At 69.7% G+C, this 23,496-nt stretch carries 23 protein-coding genes, 1 tRNA gene and 2 pseudogenes; 16 read left to right on the forward strand and 10 right to left on the reverse strand.

The features are described from left to right. Positions 1-2 precede the first annotated feature (2 nt). A complete protein-coding gene (locus ACZ5SK_RS19990; RefSeq protein ID WP_334579541.1) occupies positions 3-488 on the reverse strand; it encodes a type II toxin-antitoxin system PemK/MazF family toxin in 486 nt (161 codons plus the stop codon). Between the two features lie 269 nt (positions 489-757). On the opposite strand from ACZ5SK_RS19990, the gene ACZ5SK_RS19995 reads away from it, so the two are divergent. Next, entirely contained in the window at positions 758-1,510 is a 753-nt protein-coding gene (locus tag ACZ5SK_RS19995) for an MBL fold metallo-hydrolase (RefSeq protein ID WP_361700985.1), read from the forward strand. A gap of 101 nt (positions 1,511-1,611) precedes the next feature. Here ACZ5SK_RS19995 and ACZ5SK_RS20000 read toward each other — a convergent pair whose 3' ends face one another. Together ACZ5SK_RS20000 and ACZ5SK_RS20005 are read right to left on the reverse strand one after the other, a co-directional pair. Then, the gene (locus ACZ5SK_RS20000) at positions 1,612-2,862 is read right to left on the reverse strand and encodes a PTS transporter subunit EIIC (protein ID WP_334579543.1); all 1,251 of its coding nucleotides are present in this window, start codon (positions 2,860-2,862) and stop codon (positions 1,612-1,614) included. Positions 2,863-3,001: 139 nt separating this feature from the next. Next, entirely contained in the window at positions 3,002-4,303 is a 1,302-nt protein-coding gene (locus ACZ5SK_RS20005) for a PTS transporter subunit EIIC (RefSeq protein ID WP_334579544.1), read from the reverse strand. Positions 4,304-4,534: 231 nt separating this feature from the next. Here ACZ5SK_RS20005 and ACZ5SK_RS20010 point away from each other — a divergent pair, with 231 nt between their 5' ends. The 4 genes from ACZ5SK_RS20010 (at position 4,535) to rdgB (ending at position 6,763) form a co-directional block, all read left to right on the forward strand. Then, entirely contained in the window at positions 4,535-4,768 is a 234-nt protein-coding gene (locus tag ACZ5SK_RS20010; RefSeq protein ID WP_079661971.1) for a PTS sugar transporter subunit IIB, read from the forward strand. Between the two features lie 77 nt (positions 4,769-4,845). After that, positions 4,846-5,583, forward strand: a complete 738-nt coding sequence (gene rph / locus ACZ5SK_RS20015; RefSeq protein ID WP_079661972.1) for a ribonuclease PH — start codon at positions 4,846-4,848, stop codon at positions 5,581-5,583. A 126-nt stretch (positions 5,584-5,709) separates the two neighbouring features. Then, complete coding sequence (locus ACZ5SK_RS20020) at positions 5,710-6,126, forward strand: hypothetical protein (RefSeq protein ID WP_334579545.1); 417 nt, start codon at positions 5,710-5,712, stop codon at positions 6,124-6,126. A gap of 34 nt (positions 6,127-6,160) precedes the next feature. Continuing rightward, on the forward strand, positions 6,161-6,763 hold the full coding sequence (gene rdgB / locus ACZ5SK_RS20025) for an RdgB/HAM1 family non-canonical purine NTP pyrophosphatase (protein WP_334579546.1): 603 nt from the start codon (positions 6,161-6,163) through the stop codon (positions 6,761-6,763). 54 nt (positions 6,764-6,817) lie between these two features. Here rdgB and ACZ5SK_RS20030 read toward each other — a convergent pair. The 4 genes and pseudogenes from ACZ5SK_RS20030 to ACZ5SK_RS20045 all read right to left on the reverse strand — a co-directional run. Next, a tRNA-Leu gene (locus tag ACZ5SK_RS20030) sits at positions 6,818-6,902 on the reverse strand. Then, positions 6,902-7,402, reverse strand: a complete 501-nt coding sequence (locus ACZ5SK_RS20035; protein WP_334579547.1) for an HNH endonuclease — start codon at positions 7,400-7,402, stop codon at positions 6,902-6,904. Before ACZ5SK_RS20035 ends, ACZ5SK_RS20030 begins: the two co-directional genes overlap by 1 nt. Beyond that, positions 7,399-8,052, reverse strand: a complete 654-nt coding sequence (locus ACZ5SK_RS20040; RefSeq protein WP_334579548.1) for an HNH endonuclease signature motif containing protein — start codon at positions 8,050-8,052, stop codon at positions 7,399-7,401. The genes ACZ5SK_RS20035 and ACZ5SK_RS20040 overlap by 4 nt, the downstream gene beginning before the upstream one ends. A 156-nt stretch (positions 8,053-8,208) precedes the next feature. Then, a pseudogene (locus ACZ5SK_RS20045) lies at positions 8,209-8,520 on the reverse strand (GNAT family N-acetyltransferase); the annotation flags it as partial. Between the two features lie 4 nt (positions 8,521-8,524). Here ACZ5SK_RS20045 and ACZ5SK_RS20050 point away from each other — a divergent pair. Further along, positions 8,525-8,620: pseudogene (locus ACZ5SK_RS20050) on the forward strand (transcriptional regulator); the annotation flags it as partial. 13 nt (positions 8,621-8,633) lie between these two features. Beyond that, on the forward strand, positions 8,634-9,224 hold the full coding sequence (locus ACZ5SK_RS20055; protein ID WP_457495083.1) for an HD domain-containing protein: 591 nt from the start codon (positions 8,634-8,636) through the stop codon (positions 9,222-9,224). Between the two features lie 93 nt (positions 9,225-9,317). On the opposite strand, the gene bcp is transcribed toward ACZ5SK_RS20055, so the two are convergent. Further along, a complete protein-coding gene (gene bcp, locus ACZ5SK_RS20060) occupies positions 9,318-9,785 on the reverse strand; it encodes a thioredoxin-dependent thiol peroxidase (RefSeq protein ID WP_457495084.1) in 468 nt (155 codons plus the stop codon). Between the two features lie 196 nt (positions 9,786-9,981). On the opposite strand from bcp, the gene ACZ5SK_RS20065 reads away from it, so the two are divergent. From ACZ5SK_RS20065 to ACZ5SK_RS20075, 3 genes are all read left to right on the forward strand, one after another. Beyond that, positions 9,982-11,610 carry an IS200/IS605 family accessory protein TnpB-related protein gene (locus ACZ5SK_RS20065; RefSeq protein ID WP_468415509.1) on the forward strand — a complete coding sequence of 543 codons (1,629 nt, stop codon included), beginning with the start codon at positions 9,982-9,984 and terminating at the stop codon, positions 11,608-11,610. A gap of 80 nt (positions 11,611-11,690) precedes the next feature. After that, entirely contained in the window at positions 11,691-12,020 is a 330-nt protein-coding gene (locus ACZ5SK_RS20070; RefSeq protein ID WP_334579552.1) for a DUF3618 domain-containing protein, read from the forward strand. 155 nt (positions 12,021-12,175) lie between these two features. Then, complete coding sequence (locus ACZ5SK_RS20075; protein ID WP_244373722.1) at positions 12,176-12,478, forward strand: GroES family chaperonin; 303 nt, start codon at positions 12,176-12,178, stop codon at positions 12,476-12,478. A gap of 118 nt (positions 12,479-12,596) precedes the next feature. Here ACZ5SK_RS20075 and ACZ5SK_RS20080 read toward each other — a convergent pair whose 3' ends face one another. Continuing rightward, positions 12,597-15,038: a transglycosylase domain-containing protein gene (locus ACZ5SK_RS20080; protein WP_468415511.1), complete on the reverse strand. Its 2,442-nt coding sequence runs from the start codon at positions 15,036-15,038 to the stop codon at positions 12,597-12,599. 297 nt (positions 15,039-15,335) lie between these two features. On the opposite strand from ACZ5SK_RS20080, the gene ACZ5SK_RS20085 reads away from it, so the two are divergent. The 4 genes from ACZ5SK_RS20085 to ACZ5SK_RS20100 are packed head-to-tail and all read left to right on the forward strand — an operon-like array spanning position 15,336 to position 18,951. Next, positions 15,336-16,136 carry an ABC transporter permease gene (locus tag ACZ5SK_RS20085; protein ID WP_334579554.1) on the forward strand — a complete coding sequence of 267 codons (801 nt, stop codon included), beginning with the start codon at positions 15,336-15,338 and terminating at the stop codon, positions 16,134-16,136. 49 nt (positions 16,137-16,185) lie between these two features. Then, positions 16,186-16,950, forward strand: a complete 765-nt coding sequence (locus ACZ5SK_RS20090) for an ABC transporter permease (protein ID WP_457495097.1) — start codon at positions 16,186-16,188, stop codon at positions 16,948-16,950. Between the two features lie 12 nt (positions 16,951-16,962). Then, a complete protein-coding gene (locus ACZ5SK_RS20095) occupies positions 16,963-18,048 on the forward strand; it encodes an ABC transporter ATP-binding protein (protein WP_334581324.1) in 1,086 nt (361 codons plus the stop codon). 9 nt (positions 18,049-18,057) lie between these two features. Further along, positions 18,058-18,951, forward strand: coding sequence for a DUF1707 SHOCT-like domain-containing protein (locus ACZ5SK_RS20100; protein ID WP_334579555.1), 894 nt, complete (start codon positions 18,058-18,060; stop codon positions 18,949-18,951). Between the two features lie 43 nt (positions 18,952-18,994). Here ACZ5SK_RS20100 and ACZ5SK_RS20105 read toward each other — a convergent pair whose 3' ends face one another. Beyond that, on the reverse strand, positions 18,995-20,323 hold the full coding sequence (locus tag ACZ5SK_RS20105; RefSeq protein ID WP_457495085.1) for an SGNH/GDSL hydrolase family protein: 1,329 nt from the start codon (positions 20,321-20,323) through the stop codon (positions 18,995-18,997). A 161-nt stretch (positions 20,324-20,484) separates the two neighbouring features. On the opposite strand from ACZ5SK_RS20105, the gene ACZ5SK_RS20110 reads away from it, so the two are divergent. Together ACZ5SK_RS20110 and ACZ5SK_RS20115 are read left to right on the forward strand one after the other, a co-directional pair. Further along, positions 20,485-21,798, forward strand: coding sequence for a DUF445 domain-containing protein (locus ACZ5SK_RS20110; protein ID WP_361700958.1), 1,314 nt, complete (start codon positions 20,485-20,487; stop codon positions 21,796-21,798). A gap of 136 nt (positions 21,799-21,934) precedes the next feature. After that, positions 21,935-23,470, forward strand: a complete 1,536-nt coding sequence (locus tag ACZ5SK_RS20115; RefSeq protein ID WP_468576367.1) for an MFS transporter — start codon at positions 21,935-21,937, stop codon at positions 23,468-23,470. The last annotated feature ends 26 nt before the right edge of the window (positions 23,471-23,496 follow it).

Below are 23,496 nucleotides of genomic sequence, written 5' to 3' on the forward strand. Positions count from 1 at the left end.
CCTCAGTCGGCCAGGTGGCGGACCTGGTCCCACAGGACCGGGTCGACCACCCCCACCCGGCGCCGGAAGTCCCGCACCGGGACCTGGCGCAGCTCGTCGGTCTCCAGGAAACTCGGCCGCCCCTGCGCATCCCCGACGGCGCCCGGCGGCAGCGGGATCACCCCGGCCCGCTCGTCGTGGTACTTGCTGGTGATCTTCGCGACGGTCACCCGGTCCCCGCGCACCATCAGCACCAGACACGGCCGGTCCTTCGCCCCCGGCCCGTCCTCGAACGGCACGTCCGCCCACCAGATCTCCGCGGGCTGAGGATGCCCCGCGGCCACGCCGCGTCCGCGCGTCGTCCGGCCCGTCGCCCGCCCGGTGGGCCGGCCCGGCGGACGGGTCCTGCGCCGCTGCTGCCGATGCCCCCGCCCCCAGCCGTCCACGAGCGTGGCGACGACCGCGAGCAGTACCACCGCCGCGAGCGCGAGCCACCAGGACGTGTCCATACGACGACGTTACCGGCGCGCGCCCACCACCGCGCGCCCTTCGCCCGCCTCACGCGCCGCCGGTCCAGCCGAACCGGTGACACCACAGGTGAGTTCGCCCACAACGGCCCCTGGCGGAGGAGCGACCCGGGGTTTTGCGCCTTACGCTCGACGGACCGCACGACCCCTGTCGCCCCATTTGACGATCATTCGTTCCCGACCCGTCCCCCGGATCCTTCCCGGTACTCATCGGTACCTCTGGGTTTCCCGCCAGCGGAGGTTTCTGTTTCATGAAGCTCACCGTCGTCGGCTGCTCGGGGTCGTTCCCGTCCGCGGAATCGGCCTGCTCGAGCTACCTCGTCGAGGCCGACGGCTTCCGGCTGCTGCTCGACATGGGCAACGGCGCCCTGGGCGAGCTGCAGCGCCACTGCGGTCTCTACGACCTCGACGCGATCTTCCTGAGTCATCTGCACGCCGACCACTGCATCGACATGTGCGCGTACTTCGTCGCACGCTACTACCGGCACGACGGCGGGCGCTGCGCCCCGATCCCGGTCTACGGCCCGGAAGGCACGGAGCACCGCCTGACCACGGCCTACGCCGACACCCCGTCGGCGTCCTCCATGAGCGAGGTCTTCGACTTCCACACGGTCAAGCCGTCCACCTTCGACATCGGCCCGTTCACCGTGCACACCGAACGCGTGGCGCACCCGGTGGAGGCGTACGGCATCCGCGTCGAGCACGGCGGCCGGTCGCTGACCTACTCCGGCGACAGCGGCGTCAGCCCGGCGCTGGAGGAACTCGCCCGCGACACCGACCTGTTCCTGTGCGAGGCCGCCTTCACCCACGGCAAGGAGAACATCCCCGACCTGCACCTCAACGGCCGTGAGGCGGGCGAGGCGGCGAGCCGGGCGGGTGCGCGCAAGCTGGTGCTGACCCACATCCCGCCGTGGACCGACCCCCAGGTCAACCTGGCCGACGCCCGCGCGGTGTTCGACGGTCCGGTGGAGCTGGCGGCGCCGCGGGTGACGTACGAGATCTGACAGTCCCCAGCCGTACGAGGTTCAGGCGTACGGCACGACGAAGGCCCCCGGAGCAGCGAGCTCCGGGGGCCTTCGTGTGCGCAGCGGCTATGAACCGGCTCTCACGCCTTGGTGAGGTCCTCGACCTCCTCCTCGGGCTCGCGGCCCGGGGTGGGCAGGTTCCACTTGGTGATGGCGAAGCGGAAGACGAAGTAGTAGATCGCCGCGAACACCAGACCGATCGGGATGATCATCCAGGGCTTGGTGGCGAGGTTCCAGTTCAGCGCGTAGTCGATGAAGCCGGCGGAGAACGTGAAGCCCGCGTGGACACCGAGGGCCCAGGTGATCGCCATGGACAGCGCCGTCAGCACCGCGTGGATCGCGTACAGCAGCGGCGCGATGAACATGAACGAGAACTCGATGGGCTCAGTGACACCGGTGACGAAGGAGGTCAGGGCGAGCGAGATCATCATGCCCAGCACGGCCTTGCGGCGCTCGGGACGGGCGGTGTGCGCCATGGCGAGCGCGGCGGCCGGCAGACCGAACATCATGATCGGGAAGAAGCCCGACATGAACTGTCCAGCGGTCGGGTCACCGGCGAAGAAGCGGGTGAGGTCGCCGTGCACGACGGTACCGGCGGAGTCCTTGAAGTCGCCGATCTGGAACCAGGACACGGAGTTCACGAACTGGTGCATGCCGACCGGGATCAGCGCGCGGTTGATCAGGCCGAACAGACCGGCGCCCAGGGCTCCGAGACCGGTGATCCACTCGCCGAAGTTCGAGATGCCCTCACCGATCGGCTCCCAGACCAGACCGAAGAAGACGCCCATGGCCGTACCGACGAACGCCATGATGATCGGCACCAGGCGGCGGCCGTTGAAGAAGCCGAGCCAGTCCACCAGCTGCTTGCGGTGGTACCGCTGCCACAGCACCGCGGACAGCAGACCCATCAGGATGCCGCCGAGCACACCGGGGTTGTTGTAGGTCGCGGCCACGTCCGCGCCCGCTTGGACCTTGGCCTCGGTGACCGGGAACGCCTTGAGGACGTTGCTGTAGACCAGGAAGCCCACCAGGGCGGCCAGCGCGGTCGAGCCGTCCGACTTCTTGGCGAAGCCGATCGCGACGCCTATGCAGAACAGCATCGGCAGGTTGTCGAAGATCGCACCGCCGGCCGTGGCGAACACCGCCGTGAGCTTGTCGGGCAGGTGCAGCTTGTCGTGGACGTCCGTCTGCCCGAGTCGCAGCAGGATGCCCGCCGCCGGCAGCACGGCGATGGGCAGCTGCAGGCTGCGGCCGACCTTCTGCAGGCCCTGGAAAAGACCGGATCCCCACTTCTTCGTGGGGGCCGCCGTGGGCGCGGTGGCGGTGCTCATAGACTTCCTCCATCGGGTGGTGGTCTACACCACTCAGTGGTGTAGACCATGTTGTAGCACGATGAAGGCGGCATAAGGAACCCACGGTTCCCGTGATCCTGGGACTACCCTGGGCTACGTCGAAGAGCCCTACGCAGGGCTATGCCTTGGTGACATCCTCCCGCTCCTCCTCCCTCTCCCGTCCCGGCGTTTTCAGGTCGAACTTCGTGATCGCGAAACGGAAGATCACGTAGTAGACGGCGGCGAAACACAGCCCGATCGGGATCATCGCCCACGGCTTCGTCGCCAGGTTCCAGTTGATGACGTAGTCGATGAGCCCGGCCGAGAAACTGAAGCCGTCGTGCACGCCGAGCCCCCACGTCACCGCCATCGACGCCCCCGTCAGCACCGCGTGCACCGCGTACAACGCGGGCGCGACGAACAGGAACGAGTACTCGATCGGCTCGGTGATGCCCGTGACGAACGACGTCAGCGCCACCGACAGCATCAGACCGCCGATCTCCTTACGACGCTCCGGCCGCGCGCAGTGCGTGATCGCGAGCGCCGCCGCGGGCAGCGCGAACATCATGATCGGGAAGAAACCGGACGTGAACTGTCCCGCGTCCGGGTCGCCCGCCAGGAACATGTTGATGTCACCGTGCACGACCGTCCCGTCCGGCTTGGTGTAACTGCCGAACTGGAACCAGATGGGCACGTTCAGGAACTGGTGCAGGCCGATGACGAGCAGCGCACGGTTCGCGACGCCGAAGATGCCCGCACCCCACGCGTCCAGCCCGTCCAGCCAGTCGCTGAAGTTCTCCAGCCCGTCGCCGATCGGCGGCCAGATCCACAGACACAACGCGGCGAACGCGATCGCCACGAACGCCATGATGATCGGCACCAGCCGCCGCCCGTTGAAGAAGCCGAGCCAGTCCACCAGCTTCGTCCGGTGATAGCGCTGCCAGAAGAACGCCGACAGCAGCCCCATCACGATTCCGCCGAACACCCCGGGATTCTCGAACGTGAACGCCGTCACGGTCTGGTCGACCGTCGCGATGCAGCCGATGTTGGGGATGGCCTTCGCCCCGGCGGGACAGTCCTTCGGGAACTGACGCAGCACGTTGTAGTAGACGAGGAACCCCGCCACCGCTGCCAGCGCCGTCGAACCGTCCGCCTTCTTCGCCATCCCGATGGCCACACCCACGCAGAACAGCATCGGCAGCCCCAACTCGGAGTTGAGCAGCGCACCGCCCGCGCCGGCCATCACCTTCGAGACGTCCGTCCAGCCCAACCCGTCGTCCCCGAACACATCGGGCTGGCCCAGCCGGTTGAGGATTCCCGCGGCCGGCAGCACCGCGATCGGCAGCTGCAGACTGCGCCCCATCTTCTGCAACCCCAGGTACACCCCGTGCCAGCGCCGGCGCGCGGGGCGGGCCTCGGTCTCGGCGCTCTCGGAACTCATCGTTTGGCGACCGCCTGTCAGGTGGTGTAGACCAGCTACGGACGATTGAGCTGCGTGACGTCATCCTCAGTCACGCACGAAACGATCGCTCGCAAAGTTGGGCCAACTGTGGGTTACTGCGACAAAGCGGTTCGTAGAGCGGTTCGTGGAGCGGTTCAGGGAACGTTCGTGGAACGGCACGCATCGCCGTTCGGATCGCGGTTCGCATCAGGGAATTCAGGGAGACGGAACATGGCCACCAAGGCTGAGAAGATCGTCGCCGGACTCGGCGGTCTCGACAACATCGAAGAGATCGAGGGCTGCATCACCCGCCTGCGCACCGAGGTCGTCGACCCGACCAAGGTCGACGAAGCCGCCCTGAAGGCCGCCGGCGCACACGGCGTCGTCAAGATGGGCACCGCCATCCAGGTCGTCATCGGCACCGACGCCGACCCCATCGCCGCGGAGATCGAAGACATGATGTGAGCCCTCGCGCTCACTCGTCAGGGGCTCTTCCCACCGTGGGAGGAGCCCCTTCCGCCGCTGCGGCTAGGCTCAGCGCCATGTCTCGAATCGACGGCCGCACCCCCGAACAGCTCCGCCCCGTGACGATCGAACGCGGCTGGAGCAAGCACGCCGAGGGCTCCGTCCTCGTCTCCTTCGGCGACACGAAGGTCTTCTGCACCGCCTCCGTCACCGAAGGCGTCCCCCGCTGGCGCAAGGGCAGCGGCGAGGGCTGGGTCACCGCGGAGTACTCCATGCTCCCCCGCGCCACCAACACCCGCGGCGACCGCGAGTCCGTCCGCGGCAAGATCGGCGGCCGCACCCACGAGATCTCCCGCCTCATCGGCCGCTCCCTGCGCGCGGTGATCGACTACAAGGCGCTCGGCGAGAACACCATCGTCCTCGACTGCGACGTCCTCCAGGCCGACGGCGGCACCCGCACGGCCGCCATCACCGGCGCGTACGTGGCGCTCGCCGACGCGATCACCTGGGCCCAGGGCAAGAAGCTGATCAAGGCCGGACGCCAGCCGCTCACCGGCACCGTGTCCGCGGTCTCGGTCGGCATCGTGGGAGGAGTGCCCCTGCTGGACCTCCGCTACGAGGAAGACGTCCGCGCCGAGACCGACATGAACGTCGTCTGCACCGGCGACGGCCGCTTCGTCGAGGTCCAAGGCACCGCCGAAGCCGAGCCGTTCGCCCGCGAGGAGCTCAACTCCCTTCTGGACCTGGCCGTTTCCGGCTGCGCGGAACTCACTGTCCTGCAGCGCACGGCACTTGATACGGTCCTGGAAAAGTAAAGGGAACATCAAGGACACGCCAACGGGGCGGCGGGCGCGAGCAACCGGCCCGCCCGCCCGGGCGTCTTGGGCAGTACGTACGTCAACGGGGGCCTCCTGGGCCTGACCAAGGGGAGGAACACAGTTATGTCCACGGCCGCGAGCCCACGTCCGCACCGGCGTCGCCGTACCGTCATCGCCACCGCAGCGGCAGCCGTCGCCCTCACCGTGGGACTGACGGCGACCGGCTGCGACGCGGTCAACAAGGCCCTGGACTGCGTCCAGACCGCCGACTCCATCGCCGACAGCGTCACCGACCTCCAGCAGGCCGTGGAGAACGCCGCGAACGACCCCACGCAGACGCAGGAGTCGCTGACCTCCATCGAGAACAACCTCGACCAGATAGGCGACAAGACGGACAACACCGACGTCAACAAGGCCGTCGACGACCTCCGCAAGGCCGTGGACAACGTCCGCACGTCCGTCAAGAACGGCGACAACACCCCCGACCTCAGCCCGGTCACCGACGCGGCGGGCGAACTCACGAAGGTCTGCACCCCGTAGGACCTGTCCGGCGGAACTCGGGATACTGGGGGCCATGACCCGCCTGATCCTCGCCACCCGCAACGCCGGAAAGATCACCGAACTCAGGTCGATCCTCGCCGACGCAGGCCTGCCCCACGACCTCGTCGGCGCGGACGCCTACCCCGAGATCCCCGACGTCAAGGAAACAGGAGTGACGTTCGCCGAGAACGCCCTCCTGAAAGCCCACGCCCTGGCCCGGGCAACGGGCCTCCCGGCGGTCGCCGACGACTCCGGCCTCTGCGTCGACGTCCTGGGCGGCGTGCCCGGCATCTTCTCGGCCCGCTGGTCCGGCAAGCACGGCGACGACAAGGCCAACCTGGAACTCCTCCTGGCCCAGCTCGCGGACATCGCCGACGAACACCGAGGCGCCCACTTCGCCTGCGCGGCGGCACTTGCGCTGCCGGACGGAAGGGAGAGGGTGGTCGAGGGCCGCCTGAGAGGCGTACTCCGCCACACCCCGACCGGCACGAACGGCTTCGGCTACGACCCGATCCTCCAGCCGGACGGCGACACCCGCACCTGCGCGGAACTGACACCGACGGAAAAGAACGCGATCAGCCACCGGGGCAAGGCGTTCAGAGGGCTGGTGCCGGTGATTCGGGAGCTGTTGGGCTGAGCCGGACACGGAGACGGCCTGCGCATCGATCCTTCGATTCGCAGGCCGCTCATGTGCGGCGGAAGGGATTCGAACCCTCAAGCCCGATCAAGGGCCACAGATCCTAAGTCTGCTGTGTCGCCAGTTGCACCACCGCCGCTAGCCGTCTGTCATCGTACCGGGAGTTGCCCGGCGCCTTCTGCCTCCCCTGCACCAGGTACTCGTGACCGCATGACAGTTGGGACAGAGCAACCGCAGGTTTTCCCGCCGGTCGTCGCTCCAGTCCCCGTTGATGTGATCGACCTCCAGAGTCATGGGCTTGCCGAGCCACTCGGGGGCGACGCCGCAGCCCGCGCACTGTTCCGGCACTCCGATCTCCTGGAGCGCACGGCGTAGCTGCGCGGTGTCCGTCCGGCGGTTGCCTTCGTGGCTGACCAGGATTTCATCGGGGCCTTTGGCGTTGTGGCTCCGTTTGCCGCGCCGGTGCCCCTGCCCTAGGAAGTGTTCCGTCGAGATGCCCGCTTCGGCCATCCACTCACGCAGCAGCGCACGTTGCCAGTGGTTGTCGGGGCGAGCCAGATGTCGCAGCACTTCTTTGAGGGATGCGGACTGGGCGACCGCCTCGCGCAGTACGTCGTGAGTGGGTCGGGGGCGTCTCATCGGTCATCCCTGGCAGGCCGCTTGCCGCGCCCTCGGTAGGTGTCCGTTGTGGAGTGGCAATTCGGGCAGAGGAAGCGCAGATTGGCGATGCGGTTGTCGCGCCAGTTGCCGTCGATGTGGTCGACCTCCAGCGGAAGCGGTTGTCCCTGCCACAGCGCCTCGATCCCGCACAGGGCGCAACGCTCTTCCATCCCCTGCGCCAGCAACGCGCGCTTGAGGCGATCGCTTGGAACGCGTCGGGCCCCCTGAACGCCCTGCAGCTCTACGAGCAAGGCTCCAGGTGTCCGACGGTGCCTCGCGTCGCCACCTCGTGGTGGTACCTGAAAGTGCGACGTGTCGATCCCGTAGGCCTTGATCCGGCGGCTGATGTGCGTGTGGTGGCCGCCGACCACCTCCAGCCCGAGCTGCCGCAGTACCTCGCACATGTTCGTCGAGGCCGCGACCGCCGACTCCAGGACCTCCCTGGTCCACTTCACCCCCTCCCGCTCGAAGTGCGACGTATCCACCCCCAGCTTCGTCATCCGTTCCCGGATGTAGTTCCGCCTGGAACTCCCAGGCTCCACCCCCAGCCTCCTGCAGGCCTCCGACAGCGTCCGTGCCCCCCGAGCCGCCTCCTCCAGCCGCTCTCGGGTGTACGTGCTCGCGCCCATCGAAATCCCCTCCGTCTCCGACCACCCGTTCGTGGTCTCGTACGGAGTAACGAACCGCTTATCGGACAGTCACGCCCGAAATGTAAAGCTGCCTACCCCGGGGCCATCCCGGCGCAGGCCGCTTACCACCACGGCCGTCACAGTCCCGCAGGCCCGTCACGCATCCGTCTGCTTGACGAACCCGAGCGATGCCAGCCCCTCAGCCGCACAGAGACGGTCGGACGCGCCTCCCACCTCGGTCTGGAGGAGCTGGTACGCCGCACTGTGCTGGTGCCCCCAGCGCATCGCCGCGCGCCACAGAGCCCGTCCGTACCCGCAGCCGCGGTACTGGGGAAGCACGCCGAAGTACTGGGGTAGCAGGCGGACGGCTCCGCTGGGATCGGTCATGGTCTCCATCGGGCCGATGGCGCCGGCCGCGCGGCCGGCGTGCAGCACGGTGAGGACCGGGCCGACCGTCCCAGCCCGCATCTAGAGGCTCCCGATCATGTTGGATGGCGGAGACCTCTCGTCGCGTGCGCGGCGGGAGTTGGAGAGCATCCGGTACGCAATCCGCCTCGCCGAGGCGTGAGAGGAGCCCGACCGTGTCCGAGGACCAGGAGCTGACTGCGGTGGCTCGCTTCCTGTTCGAGGCGGGGACGCTCAAGAACACCAGGCGGTCCGGTTGGTGGATGGCCGGCGTCAAGGACCCGGAGTCCGTAGCGGATCACTCCTGGCGCACCGCCCTCATCGCCTCGATCATCGCCCAGATGGAAGGCGCCGACCCGGCCCGAGCCGCACTCCTCGCCGTATGGCACGACTCCCAGGAGACCCGCACCGGCGACGTGAACCACCTGGGCAAGAAGTACACCCAGGGCGAGGTGGACCCGCGTGCGATCACCGCCGATCAGGTTGCAGACATGCCCGAGGGTCTGGCCGACGCCGTCCGCGCCTTGGTCGGCGAGTACGAGGCGAAGGAGTCCCCGGAGGCCGTCTGCGCCCGGGACGCGGACAAGTTCGAGTGCATGATCCAGGGCATCGAGTACCGCGATCAGGGATACGCCCACGCGCAACGCTGGATCGACAACAGCCGCGGCCGGATCACCACAAAGAGCGGTCAGGCCCTCGCGGACGCCGTGCTGGAAACCGGCTCGCTTGACTGGCTGCGGGCCGCTCTCGGTGAGACGCCTCGCTGACGGTCGGTTATCGGACGGTCATGCCCGAAACGGGCGAGCGGCCCGCGGCCGGGGATTCCGGTGCGGGCCGCTCGTCGGCAGGGGGAGGTGGGCTCAGATGCCCAGGTCCTTGATGATCTTGGCTACGTGGCCCGTCGCGCGGACGTTGTACAGGGCCCGTTCGACCTTGCCCTGCTCGTCGACCACGATCGTGGAGCGGATGACGCCCATGTACGTCTTGCCGTAGTTCTTCTTCTCGCCGTACGCGGCATAGGCCTCGGTGACGGTCTTCTCGGGGTCGGCCAGGAGGGTGACCTTCAGGGACTCCTTGTCGCGGAACTTACCCAGCTTCTCGGGGCTGTCGGGGGAGATGCCGATGACGTCGTACCCGGCCCCGGTCAGGAGGTCGAGGTTGTCGGTGAAGTCGCAGGCCTGCTTCGTGCAGCCGGGGGTCAGGGCGGCCGGGTAGAAGTAGACGATGACCTTGCGGCCCTTGTGGTCCGACAGGGACACCTCGTTGCCGTCGGCGTCCGGGAGGGTGAAGGCGGGGGCCACGTCCCCGGGCTGGAGTCGCTCGCTCATCGGTCCAGCGTAACCGGGGGTTGGGAACTGCTGCCGGTTGACAGTGCTTGGGCACGTTTGAGCGTGCATGAGTAAGCGCTGCGGCTACGACGCGCGCGTTCGATGGAACGGGAGTTCTCGGGTCGAATGCGTGACCTTTGAGGGAGAGGCTCGTTGTGCGGTGAGGTATCTGCGGCATCGGGCGGGGGTGAGGGGCATGGGCGGGCTGCGCGAGGTGGCCGTGCCGTTCATTGTTCCCGGCCCTTCCGGTGTGGCGATCCGGACCCGGCTCAAGGACCTCACGCCTGAGGACGAGAAGGTTCTGCGCTTGGTGGGGGCGCACCTGGGCTCGCTCGCCTCGAAGGACCTCAAAGCGCGTTGCGCTGACGGCCTGAAGCACTCCACCGAGACGTGGGCGGCCCGGAAGCGGGGTCTGACGGCCGACTCGTCGTCCAGGTGGGCGGGCAGCATCACCAAGGCCACGCACGATCAGTGGGCGCTCGCCCGGCGCGGGCAGTCGGCTCACATCCAGTCCCTCGAAGCCGGCATCAGGACGCTTCGGCACCGTCTTTCCGTGCCGGTCGGCGAGAAGGGAACCAAGCGCTCCCCCGGCGGCTACCGGTCGGCGCAGGAATGGTTCCACAAGACACGCCGCCTGCATGTACTCGAAGACCGGCTCGAACAGGTTCGGGCAGACCGCGAGGCCGGACGCGTTCGCGTGGCACGCGGCGGCAAACGCCTGCTGGGCGCCCGCCAACGCCTCGACGCCGCCCAGCTCAGCGAGGCGCAGTGGCGTCAGCGATGGCAGACGGCGCGCTGGTTCCTGTCAGCCGACGGGGAATCGGGCAAGCGGTACGGCAACGAGACGATCCGCGTCACCCCGGACGGCGGGATCAGCGTCAAACTGCCCGCGCCGCTTTCCGGCCTGGCCAACGCCAAGCACGGCCGGTACGTCCTGGCCTGCACGGTGCGGTTTCCGCACCGTGGCGCCGAGTGGGCCGACCGCGTGGAAGCGAACCGCGCGGTGGCCTACCGCATCCACTACGACGTGCACCGCGGCCGCTGGTACGTGGACGCCTCCTGGCAGATTCCGGTCTCTCGGACCATCCAGATGGCCGCGGCCCTGGCCGACGGCGTGATCGGGGTCGATGCCAACGCCGACCACCTCTCCGCCTGGCGCCTCGACGTCCACGGCAACCCCGTAGGAGACCCGCGCCGCTTCTTCTACGACCTGTCCGGCACCCGGGATCACCGCGACGCCCAGGTCCGCCACGCCCTGTCCCGGCTGCTGAACTGGGCCAAGACCTGCGGCGTCAAAGCAATCGCCGTCGAAGACCTCGACTTCACCGCCGAGAAGACCCGGGAGAAACACGGCCGCCGCAAGCGCTTCCGGCAGCTCATCTCCGGCCTGCCGACCGGCAAGCTCCGTGCCCGGCTCACGTCCATGGCCGACGCCACCGGAATCGCCGTCATCGCCGTGGATCCGGCCTACACCTCCCGCTGGGGCGCCCAGCACTGGCAGCGCCCCATGGCCTCGAAGACCCGCAAGACCACCCGTCACGATGCCGCGAGCATCGCGATCGGGCGACGCGCCCAAGGGCGCCCGATCCGGCGACGGACGGCACCGCCCCGTGCACACCAGAGCGATGTGCGCGGGCATCGGACCGTCCAGGCCGGGCCGGGAACCCTGGGGCGTGAGGGACCCCGCCCCCGCGTTCCCGGACCACGGACACGATCCGTGCCGCCGGACGTGGAGAGTACGCGGGCGACCAGGGCACCCAAAACCGTTCGGGATGTCCGCAGTGACCAGGTATGGGTGCAGTACTCACTCCTGCTCACTGATTAGGAACGGTCCTGACAGTGCGGTGACGGGCGGAGCTGACAGACTGTGCGGAACAAGACACAGCTGACTTCGGAGGCCTTACCGTGGCGGAGACGTCGGACACCAGAACCCCGGCGCAGATCGAGGCGGACATCAGGGCCCGCCGCGAGGTGCTGGCGGAGACGCTGGACGAGATCGGGGTGCGGGTGCATCCGAAGACCATCGTCGGGGACGCCAAGGCGAAGGTCGTCGCCAACGTCGATCACACCCTCGGGAAGGCCTATGTGCAGGTCAACCGGGTCGTGACCGAGGTGAGGGCGCAGTTCGTGGACGGCGAGGGCGCGCCTCGGCTGGAGCGGGTCGTGCCCGTGGCGCTCGTGGTCGTCGGGGTCGTGGGACTGCTCGCGCTCAGCGGGCGGCGCCGCAGGGGCTGACAAGGGCGCCCGCCCACTGGCCCGTACCCGGCCCGCCCGCGCCGCATCCGCCTGCACCCCGCTCGCTCACGGATCCGCTTCGGGCAGGTAGGTTCAGTGGTGTGAGCGCCAACAGAAACGACCACAGTTCCCAGCACGACAAGCTGCCCATCCGGATGCTGCACGACCGTGTGCTCGTGAAGCAGGAGACCGGCGAGGGCGAGCGGCGTTCGGGTGGCGGCATTCTGATTCCCGCCACCGCGGCCGTCGGTCGCCGGCTGGCCTGGGCGGAGGTCGTCGCGGTGGGGCAGAACGTACGGACCGTGGAGCCGGGGGACCGGGTGCTGTACGACCCGGAGGACCGCGCGGAGGTCGAGGTGCGGGGCGTCGCGTATGTGCTGATGCGGGAGCGGGATCTGCACGCGGTGGCGGCGGACCGGTTCGAGGGGTCCGAGGACACCACCGGCCTGTACCTCTAGAAACCGTCAGAAGCTTCCAGAACCTCCAGTACGTCCAGAACCTCTGGACGACGGCAGAGGGGCCGGTGACCATCGTCACCGGCCCCTCTGCCGTCGTCCTGTCGGACGGCCGCTGAGGTCAGTCCCAGCCCGTGGCCGTCAGCTGGGGGCCGGCTGTGGTGCCCGACGAGGTGCCGGGGTCTCCGGTCGCGCCGTCGGTGGTCGCGCCGCCGTCGCCCGTCCCCCCGTCCGCCGCGCCGCCGTCGCCCGTGCCGCCGTCCGCGGTCCCGGTCGTGGTGCCGCCGTCGGCGGTGGGCGTGCCGCCCGTGGTCGCCGGGCCGGCGGTGTTCCCGGTCGTGCTGCCGTTCGTCGTGGCGCCGTTGGTCTGGCCGGGGGTCTCGCCCTGGCCCTGCGTCTGGCCCTTGGTGGTGTCGCCGGTGGTGCCGTCGTCGTCCGTGTCGCCGGAGGTGTCGTCCGCGGAGGAGGGCGGGGTGGACGGGTAGGCGGACTCCTCGCCGCCGTCCTGGATCTTGAGGTTGAAGTCCGAGACGGGGGTGCCCTTCAGGGCGTTCTTGGTGAACTGGGCCCAGATCTGGGTGGGCGCGCCGCCGCCGTTGATGCGGGGCAGGCCCATGGCGCCCTTGAGGGACTTGTGGTGAGCGGTCTGCGGGTCCTGGCCCATGACGGCGACGACGGTGGCGAGGTCGGGGGTGTAGCCGGCGAACCAGGCGGCCTGGTCGTCCTCGGCGGTGCCGGTCTTGCCGGCGGTGGGGCGGCCGGCGGCCTGGGCCTCGGTGGCGGTGCCGTTCTCGACGACGCTCTGCAGCATGGCGGTCGTGGTGTCGGCGGCCTCGCGGCTGACGACCTGGGAGGCCTTGGGCTTGGGCAGCTCCATGACGTCGGAGCCGTCCTTGGTGACCTTGTCGATCAGCGTGTACACGCCGTGCTTGCCGTGGTTGGCGAGGGTGGCGTACGCCTCCGCCATGTCCAGGACGCTGGCGTTGGCCGTGCCGAGGGCGATGGAGGGGTAGGGCTGGAGGTCGGGGGTGGCGGTCGGCAGGCCGAGGTCGACCGCGGTCTGCTTGACCTTGGCGGGGCCGACGTCGACGGCCATCTGCGCGTACACCGAGTTGACCGACTTGTCGGTGGCGGTGCGCACGTTGATGTCGCCGTAGTTGTAGTAGTCCTCGTTCTCGGGGGCGTAGGTGCCGCCGCTCCAGCCCTGGACGGGGCGCTTGTTGGTGCCGTCGTAGATCGTGTTCGGGGTGATCCGGCGGTTGTCCTGGGTGGTGGAGTCGTTCTGGACGGCCGAGGCGAACACGAAGGGCTTGAAGGTGGAGCCGACCTGGAAGTCCCGGCGGGTGGCGTTGTTGGTGTACTGCTTGACGTAGTCGATGCCGCCGTACAGGGCGAGGACCTTGCCGGTCTTGGGGTCGACGGCGGCGCCGCCCGCGCGGACGTAGGAGTCGACCTTGCGTTCCTTCGGGTCCAGCTTGGCCATCAGCTTGTCCTTGACGGCGTCGACGAAGGCGTTTTGCTTGGACTTCTGCAGGGTGGTGGTGATGCGGTAGCCGCCGGAGTCGAGCTCGTCCTGGGTGACGATCTTGTTCTCGCGCAGGTAGTCCTTGATCGCGTTGACGAGGTAGCCGCGCTGACCGGACATCCCGGTGTCGGCGCCGGAGGTCTCCTTGGGGGTGGGGAACTTCATGCCGGTGCGGGCCGCCTGGCTGAGCCAGCCCTTGGTCACCATGCCGTCGAGGACGTAGTTCCAGCGGGCCTGCGCGGCGGCCTTGTTCTCGGGGTGGGCGATGACGTCGTACTCGCTGGGCGCGTTGACCAGCGCGGCGAGGTAGGCGCCCTGGGCGGGGGTGAGGTTGCTCGCGTCGACGCCGTAGTAGGCCTTGGCGGCGGCCTGCATGCCGTAGGCGTTGCGGCCGAAGTAGCTGGTGTTGAGGTAGCCCTCGAGGATGTCGTCCTTGGAGGTCTCGCGGTCCAGCTTGATGGAGATGAAGAACTCCTTCACCTTGCGGGTGACGGTCTGTTCCTGCGCGAGGTAGTAGTTCTTCACGTACTGCTGGGTGATCGTGGAGCCGGACTGCTTGCCCTTGCCGAGGGCGGTGTTCCAGCCGGCCCGCAGCATCGCCTTGGGGTCGATGGCGGACTCGGTGTAGAAGTCGCGGTCCTCGGCGGCCAGGACGGCGTGCTGGGCGTCCTTGGAGATCTGGGCGAGGCCGACGTTCTCGCGGTTGACCTTGCCGTCGCGGGCGATCTCGGTGCCGTCGGCGTAGAGGTAGACGTTGGACTGCTTGGTGGCGAGCGCGTTGGCCGGTGGGATCTTGACCATCGAGTAGCCGAGGAAGAACAGGCCGACGATCAGCAGGACGCCGATGACGAACGTGCCGAGCACCATCCGCCAGGTCGGCAGGAGGCGGCGCCAGCCGGTGCGCCTCGGTCGCTTCACCTTCTTGCCCTCCTTGCCTTCCCCGGCTTCCGTGCCGTCCGGGCCACTTCCTCCGTCACCCGCCTGGGGCCTTCCTGGTGAGCCCTCGGTCGGCTGCTGCGGCTGCGGCTCGTCACTCATGTGTTGCAGGACTCCTGTTTCGCGTCGTACGTTCCCGTACGCCTTTAACGCCTCTTACGTCTGTTACGTCTCTTACGTCTCGTAACGCCCGTACGCCTCGTACGCCTCGTACGCGTTGAGCGCCCCCTGCTGAAGACTCTCGCACCGAGCGAACCGTTCCCGGCAATCGGCGCGCGTTCCGTCACACGTCGTGCCCGGAAAACGCGTGGCATGCGACCGGAGGTGCGCACTAGGCTCCTGCGCTTCGGTGTCGAAGAGGACGCCAAGGATGACTAGCGGGCGAGGGGGACGGTTGCCTTGGGATCGGCGCGTTTGTACGCGGCCGTCGCAGCGGGGGGTTTCAGAAGGTACGCGACCTACCGGGTGGCCACGGCCGCCGGAGTGTTCACGAACACCGTTTTCGGCCTGATCCTCGTCTACACATACCTGGCGTTGTGGGACGAGCGGCCGCACCTCGGGGGCTACGACCAGGCGCAGGCGGTCACTTATGTGTGGCTGGGGCAGGCGCTGTACGCGACGCTGGCGATCCAGGGCGGCGGCTTCGAGATCGAGTTCATGGAGCGGATCCGCAGTGGTGCGGTGGCGATCGACCTGTACCGGCCGGCGGACCTGCAGGCGTGGTGGCTGGCGAACGACATGGGGCGGGCGCTGTTCCAGTTGGTCGGGCGGGGAGTGATCCCGTTCGCCCTCGGGACGGTGTTCTTCCCCACGGCGCTGCCATCCGATCCGGTGACCTGGCTGGCCTTCCTCCTGGCGCTCGTGCTGGCGATGCTGGTGAGCTTCGGGATCCGGTTCCTGGTGGCGCTGAGCGGGTTCTGGCTGCTCGACGGCACGGGCGCGATCCAGGTGATGATGGTCACCGGGATCTTCTGTTCGGGGATGGCGCTGCCGTTGAACGCGTTCCCCGAGCCGTACGGCGACATCGTGATGGCGCTGCCGTGGGCGGCGCAACTGCAGATGCCCGCCGACCTGTTGTTCGGGCAGGCCGATCCGCTGCCCGTGTTCGCTTTCCAGGCGGTGTGGGCCGTGGTGCTGCTGGGCGCGGGGCGGCTGGTGCAGTCGGCCGCGGCGCGCCGGGTGGTGGTGCAGGGTGGGTGAACGAGGCCGTCTGACGGAGGGCCTGCGGGCCTACGCGCTGATCTCCGCGATGTGGATCCGCTCCACGCTCGCCTACCGGTTGTCCTTCGTGATGACGGTGCTGGGCGGTCTGCTGGTGACCGGTCTGGACTTTGTCGCGATCTTGCTGATGTTCTCCCGGGTCGACATGCTCGGCGGCTACGGGCTGCCCGAGGTGGCGTTCCTGTACGGACTGTCGGCGACGGCCTTCGGGGTCGCGGATCTTGCGATGGGCTCGGCGGGGCGGCTCGGCACGCGCGTGCGTGACGGCACGCTGGACACCCTGCTGGTGCGTCCCGCGCCGGTGCTGGCCCAGGTCGCCGCGGATCGTTTCGCGCTGCGCCGGATCAGCCGTATCACGCAGGGGCTGCTGGTGCTGGGCTATGCGCTGGTCGCCCTCGATGTCGCCTGGACCCCGCTGAAGGTGCTGCTGGTGCCGCTGACGGTGGTGTCCGGCGGGGTGATCTTCTCGGCGGTGTTCGTGGCGGGCGCGGCGTTCCAGTTCGTGACGCAGGACGCGGCGGAGGTGCAGAACGCCTTCACGTTCGGCGGGCAGACGATGCTGCAGTATCCGCCGACCGTGTTCGGTACGGAGCTGGTGCGCGGGGTGACCTTCGTCTTCCCGCTGGCCTTCGTCAACTGGGTGCCCGCCGCCTATGTGTTGGGGCGGCCGTATCCGCTGGGGCTGCCCGAGGGGGCCCAGTTCGCGCCGCCGCTGGTGGCGGCGGTGTGCTGTGTGCTGGCGGGGTGGGCGTGGCGGGCGGGTCTGCGGACGTATCGGAGCACCGGGAGCTAGGGCGTGACAGAGATGGCGGGCATGGCGGGCATGACAGGCGCGGCGGACGGGACGGACGCGGCGGACGGGCGCTTCATCGAACTGGACGGCGTCGAGAAGGTCTTCGACGTGCGCAAGAAGACCGGGTTCCTCAGGCGGGAGGTGCGCCGGGTGCGGGCGGTCGACGCGATCTCCTTCACCGTGGCGCGCGGCGAGATGGTCGGCTACATCGGGCCGAACGGCGCCGGGAAGTCGACGACGATCAAGATGCTGACGGGGATCCTCACGCCGAGCGGCGGCCGGCTGCGGGTCGCGGGCATCGACCCGTCCCGTGAGCGGACGCGGCTGGCGCACCGGATAGGGGTGGTGTTCGGGCAGCGGACGACCCTGTGGTGGGACCTGCCGCTCATCGATTCCTACCGGCTGATGCACCGCATGTACCGCATCCCGGACGGCCGTTACCGCGAGAACCTCGACCGGCTGGTCGAACTCCTCGACCTGTCCGCCCTGTTGGACGTTCCCGTGCGTCAGCTCTCGCTCGGGCAGCGGATGCGCGGCGACATCGCGGCGGCGCTGCTGCACGATCCCGAGGTGCTGTATCTCGACGAGCCGACGATCGGCCTGGACGTGGTCTCCAAGGCGCGGGTACGGGAGTTCCTGCGGGAGCTGAACACCGAGCGCGGCACGACGGTGCTGCTCACCACGCACGACCTCCAGGACATCGAGCAGTTGTGCTCCCGGGTGATGGTCATCGACCACGGCCGGCTGGTCTACGACGGTGCGTTGGCGGGGCTGCACGAGGCGGGCGAGAGCGAGCGGACGCTGGTGGTGGACCTGGAGCGGGAGCTGCCGCCGATCGAGGTGGGGGAGGCGGCGCGGGTGGTGAAGGTGGACGGTCCGCGCCAGTGGCTGGCGTTCCCCGCGGCGCAGTCGGCGGCTCCGCTGGTCGCGCGGATCGCGGCGGAGTATCCGCTGGTGGACCTGTCGGTGCGGGAGCCCGACATCGAGGCCGTGATCGCGAAGATGTACGCCGAGCGCGAGGGCGAGCGGGCGGCGGAACAGGCGGCGGGACGCGCGGTGGGACAGGAGAGCGTAGTGCCCGGGCCCGGGACCTCGTAGGCTGCTGATATGACCGACGACGACGCAGTCCCCGGTTCTCCCGAAGGGGTCCCGGGTCTCCCCGACGCAGTCCCGGGTCCCGCCGAACTCCGTGCCTCCGACGCCGATCGTGAGCGGGTCGCCGAGGTCCTGCGGGACGCCGTCGCGGAGGGCCGGCTCGACATGACGGAGTTCGAGGAGCGGCTCGACCAGACGTACAAGGCGCGCACGTACGGGGAGTTGGCGCCGATCACCCGGGATCTGCCGGTCGCCGGGGTCACGCCCCCGCCGGTCGTGTCGCTGAGCAAGGAGTCGCCGGCGGACGGCAGTTGGGCCGGGCGGATCGTGGGCGGCGAGGGCTCGTCGACGTGGGCCGTGGCCGTGATGTCGGGGTTCCAGCGCCGGGGCCGCTGGACGGTCCCGCGGCGGTTCGACTGCTTCGCCTTCTGGGGCGGCGGGGAGATCGACCTGCGCGAGGCGGACTTCGCCGCCGGCGAGGTCGTGATCAACTGTGTGGCGATCATGGGCGGGGTGCAGATCATCGTGCCGCCGGGCGTCGAGGTCGTCGTCCGCGGGATCGGTGTGATGGGCGGCTTCGACGACGGGGCGACGGGCGTGGCGGGGGATCCGGGCGCGCCGCGGGTGGTCGTCACCGGGTTCGCGTTCTGGGGCGGGGTCGGCGTCGAGCGCAAGAAGACGAAGGCCGCGCGCCGGCAGGAGAAGCTGGACCGCAAAACGGCGATGCGCGAGCTGCACGCCGGCTTCCGGGACGACGTCCACGAGGCCCACCGGCGGATGCTGGACGGTCACCGGGACATGATGCGTGACCGCCGCGAGGAGCACCGGGAGCGGCACGAGGAGCGGCGCGAGCGGCACCGGGAACGCCGGGAGGAGCGGGACAGGCGCCGCTACGGCGACTACTGAGAACCGCCCCCGTGCGTCCCGCGGTTCCGCCGGACAGGCGGCCCTAGAGTGCCGCCGGCGCCGAGCCCGCCGGCTTCGGCAGGGCGACGGTCTGCGCCAGCTTGCGGTAGCCCCGGTCGCTGGGGTGCAGATGGTCGCCGGAGTCGTATTCGGCGCGCAGGCTGCGCGGGTCGTAGGGGTCGCGCAGCGCCTTGTCGAAGTCGACGACCTCGTCGAACACCCCGCCCGCACGGATCGCCGCGTTGACGCGCTGCCGTACGTCCTCGCGGGCCGCGGTGTAGCCGCGGTGGCCGCGGAACGGGGTGAGGGTGGCGCCGACGACCTTGACGCCGTGTGCGTGGGCGCGGTCGGTGAGGGTGCGCAGGCCGGCCACGATGCTCCGCGGGGCGGCGGGCTGCTCGCCGCGCAGGATGTCGTTGATGCCGAGGTCGATGACGACGGCCTTCACGTTGGTCGCCCCGAGGACGTCCCGGGCGAAGCGGTTCAGGCCGCTCGCGCCGCGGCGGGGGTCGTCGGCGAGGACCCGGTTGCCGCTGATGCCCGCGTTGACGACGCCGTAGCGGGGCGTGTCGCCACGGGAGGGCCCGGCTGTGCGCAGCCGGTCGGCGAGGACGTCGGGCCAGCGGCGGTTGGCGCCCGCGGTGGAGGTGACGCCGTCGGTGATGGAGTCGCCGAGGGCGACGACGGTGCCGTCGGCCTCGTTGCTGAGCACGTCCAGCGCGGTCAGATAGCGCCAGTACGGGCTTGTGTCGGTGAACGCGGCGCCGGTGACGTCCTCGGTGGACTCGCCCTCGGCGACGTAGCTGGTCTGCCGGGCGCGCGGGTGGAAGGTGACCGGGCCGGCGGAGGTGGGGGAGTAGGTGCTGACCAGGACGTCGGCGTCGGACGGGACGGCGACGGTGACGGCGTCGCTGACGGTCTGCCCGCCCGCCGGGACGACGACGGTCGTGGCGCCGCCGAAGGTGAGCCGGCGCAGGGTGTCGGGGTCGGCGGCGGCGCTGTCGTCGCCGGCGGCGACGGCGAGGGTGGCGTGGGTGACGGTGAGGGGGCCGGCGCCGTAGAGGTTGGACAGGGTGACGCGGGCACTCGTCCCGCCGACGCCGGTGTGCACGACGTTGCGGACCGTGCGGCCCGCCATGCCGTCGGATGCGGTGCCGGGTTCGGCGCCGGCCGGGGCGGCGGCCCAGGCGCCGACCCAGACGCCCGTCGAGACAGGGGCCGCGTCGTGGGCGCCGGGGGGTGCGGCGAGGGCGGTGTCCGTGCGCGGGCCGGGGCCGTGGTCGGCGGCGGCTCCGACGTATATCGCGGCGGACAGGGCCACGATCAGGGCGGTGATCGCGGACAGCAGCACACCACCGTGACGCCTGGTCATGCGGGCGTGGTTCTCCTAGGCGAGGGGAGCGGAACGCTCCGGAACGGGGGTAGGAGCTCACCCTTGACCTCCCGTCCTACAGACGCCGGGAACTCCTGTTCCGTTCCGGGAGTCGGTCAGGAAGGGACAATGTGTGCGGGATCACCGAACGGGTGGAGCAAATGGAACGTAGCGAAGCGGCGGCGCCGGACGGGACCACGTCCTATCGCGCCATGACCTCCTTCACTCCGGCGGACGAGGAGCGCCGGCGCGGCGTGCGCCGGATGAAGCTCACCGCGGCCGGGCTGCTGCTGTTCGTGGCCGTGGTCTACGTCCTCGCCGAGTGGGCCTCCCACCGGGGCGCGGGTGCCTGGGCGGGCTATGTGGCGGCGGCCGCGGAGGCGGGCATGGTGGGCGCGCTCGCCGACTGGTTCGCGGTCACCGCCCTCTTCCGGCACCCGCTGGGCCTGCCCATCCCGCACACCGCGATCATCCCGAACAAGAAGGACCAGCTGGGCGTCTCGCTGGGCGAGTTCGTCGGCGAGAACTTCCTCTCCGAGGACGTCGTACGGCAGCGGCTGCGCGCGGTCGGCATCGGCACCCGGCTGGGCTCCTGGCTCGCCGAGCCCGAGCACGCCGACCGGGTGACGGCGGAGCTTGCGACCGCGCTGCGGGGCGCGCTGACCGTGCTGCGCGACTCGGACGTGCAGGCGGTGGTGGGGGAGGCGATCACGCGCCGGGCGGACGCCCAGGAGATCGCGCCGGGCATCGGGAAGATGCTGGAGAAGGTCGTCGCGGACGGCGGCCACCGGCGGGCCGTCGACCTTGTGGTGACCCGGGCGCACGACTGGCTGGTGCTGCACGCCGACTCGGTGATGGACGCCGTGCAGGGCGGGGCGCCGGGCTGGACCCCGCGGTTCGTCGACAAGAAGGTCGGCGAACGCGTCTACAAGGAACTGCTGCGTTTCTGCGCGGAGATGCGGGACATGCCGACCCACCCGGCGCGCGGCGCCCTCGACCGTTTCCTCAGCGACTTCGCCTCCGACCTGCAGTCCGACACGGACACCCGGGCGCGGGTGGAGCGGCTCAAGGGCGAGGTGCTGGGCCGCGGCGAGGTCCAGGACCTGATCGCGTCCGCCTGGAGCGCCGTCCGCTCCATGATCGTCGCGGCGGCGGAGGACGAGCGCAGCGAGCTGCGCCTGCGCGTACGGGCCTCGCTGCTGTCCCTGGGCGCGCGGATGGCCACCGAACGCAAGGTTCAGGACAAGGTCGACAACTGGGTCGAGGGTGCGGCGGTGCACGTCGTGACGACGTACCGGCGCGAGATCACCTCCCTGATCACCGACACGGTCGCGAGCTGGGACCCGGAGCACACGACCCGCAAGATCGAGGCCAACATCGGCCGCGACCTGCAGTTCATCCGGATCAACGGCACGGTGGTGGGCTCGCTGGCCGGGCTGGTCATCTACGCGGTGGCGCGGTGGCTGGGGGCGTGACACGGCCGGGGGCATGACACGGCTGGGGGCGTGACACGACTGCGGGTGTGACACGACTGCGTGCGTGAAGCGCCGGTGGCGTAACAGCGGTGGTGACGGGAACCCGGCCGAGGTTCGCTCGATGTGGAGGGAGCCCATGACCACCGCGCAGGCCGCTACCGGCCGTACCGTCACCACCGACATCCCCGCCCGCCTCGACCGCCTGCCCTGGTCGCGCTGGCACTGGACGATCGTCATCGGACTGGGCACCGTGTGGATCCTGGACGGCCTGGAGGTCACGGTCGTCGGGAACATCGCCGGCCGCCTGTCGGAGCCCGGCAGCGGCCTGCCGATCACCTCCGGCCAGGTCACCGGCATCGCGGCCGCGCTGTACGTGGCGGGCGCCTGCGCCGGCGCCCTCTTCTGGGGCCGGCTGACCGACAAGTGGGGCCGCAAGAACCTGTTCATGATCACCCTGGCGGTCTATCTGGCCGCCACCGCCCTGACCGCCGTCTCCTTCGACACCTGGTGGTTCCTGCTCTTCCGCTTCCTCACCGGCTTCGGCATCGGCGGCGAGTACGCGGCCATCAACTCCGCGATCGACGAGCTGATCCCGGCGCAGTACCGCGGGCGCGTGGACCTGATCATCAACGGCAGCTTCTGGTTGGGCGCGGTCGCCGGTTCGCTGCTGTCGATCGTCGCGCTGAACACGGACGTCTTCGCGGCGGACGTGGGCTGGCGGCTGACGTTCGCGCTCGGCGCCGTCCTCGCCCTGGTGATCCTCCTCGTACGACGACACGTCCCGGAGAGCCCCCGCTGGCTGCTGATCCACGGCCGGGACCGGGAGGCGGAGGAGATCGTGACGTCGATCGAACGGCGCATCGAGGCCGAACGGGACGCTCCCCTGGCCCGCCCGGAGGGCGAGCTCACGATCCATCAGCGCCGCAGCGTCTCCTTCGTCGAGATCGGCCGCACGGTGTTCTCCGACTACCGGCGCCGCTCGATCCTCGGCTTCGCCCTCTTCATCGGCCAGGCCTTCCTCTACAACGCGATCACCTTCGGCTTCGGCGCGATCCTGACGACGTTCTTCGACGTGCCGAGCGGCAACACGGGCTACTACTTCGCCGTCATCGCGATCGGCAACTTCTGCGGCCCGCTGCTGCTGGGCAGGCTGTTCGACACGGTCGGCCGCCGGGTGATGATCGCGTCGACGTACCTTCTCTCCGGTCTGCTGCTGTTCGCCACGGCCTGGCTGTTCGACCGGGGCACGCTGACCGCGACCACGATGACGGCCTGCTGGTGCGCGGTGCTGTTCTTCGCGTCGGCCGGCGCCTCCAGCGCCTACCTCACGGTCTCCGAGGTCTTCCCGATGGAGACCCGCGCGATGTCCATCGCCTTCTTCTACGCCCTCGGCACCGCCGCCGGCGGCATCAGCGGCCCCCTGCTGTTCGCCGACCTCACCGACACCGGCAAGGTCGGCGACACCGTCCTGGCCTTCTGCATCGGCGCGACCCTGATGTGCGCGGCGGGCCTGGTGGCGGCGTTCCTGGCGGTGAACGCCGAACGCCGCTCCCTGGAGGACATCGCCCGCCCCCTGACCGCGGCGGCGACCAAGGCCCGCAAGGCGGCGAAGCCGACGACACCGGGCGGCCCGGGACCGTCCGGCCCGCGCCCACGCAAGGCCACAGCTTGAGCCCGTGGCCGCCTGTGTCCGGCTCC

The sequence above is a fragment of the Streptomyces sp. NPDC031474 genome (assembly GCF_055581185.1).